Source organism: Pseudomonas sp. IPO3749 (assembly GCF_013386605.1).
In the GTDB taxonomy this organism is placed as follows: Bacteria; Pseudomonadota; Gammaproteobacteria; order Pseudomonadales; family Pseudomonadaceae; genus Aquipseudomonas; species Aquipseudomonas azotoformans_A.
Map to the genome: position 1 here is coordinate 1 of NZ_JACARN010000166.1, position 356 is coordinate 356.

Annotated in this window: 1 protein-coding gene; it reads right to left on the bottom strand. The window is 65.7% G+C overall.

Translation table 11 applies throughout. The features are described 5' to 3' along the window. Positions 1-356: ATP-binding cassette domain-containing protein (locus HX812_RS31950; RefSeq protein ID WP_178949169.1), on the bottom strand; the 356-nt coding region annotated here is incomplete at both ends.

The following is a 356-nucleotide window of genomic DNA, read 5'->3' on the forward strand; positions in this document are numbered from 1 at the left end:
CACCTGGCCCTGGCTGACCTCGAAAAACCGTGCGACCAACCGCAACAGCGTGGTCTTGCCCGAAACGGAAGCCCCCACCAGCGCGGTCATGCTGCCGGGCTCAATACGCAGGTTCACCCCGCGCAGCACGTCCCGCGAACCGGCCGCGTGGCGAAAGCTCACATCGAACAGTTCCACCGAGGCATCCCGTGGAGATTGCGGCGCGCTCGGCACCTTCAGGGGCGACGCGGCCAATATCTCGCGCACCGCCTCAAGCTGCACCCCGGCACCGCGCAACGTTTCGCCATAGCCGGCCACCTCCAGCAACGGGTCAATGAAGCGGCCGACCAGCAACAGCGACACCATCACTGCAATCA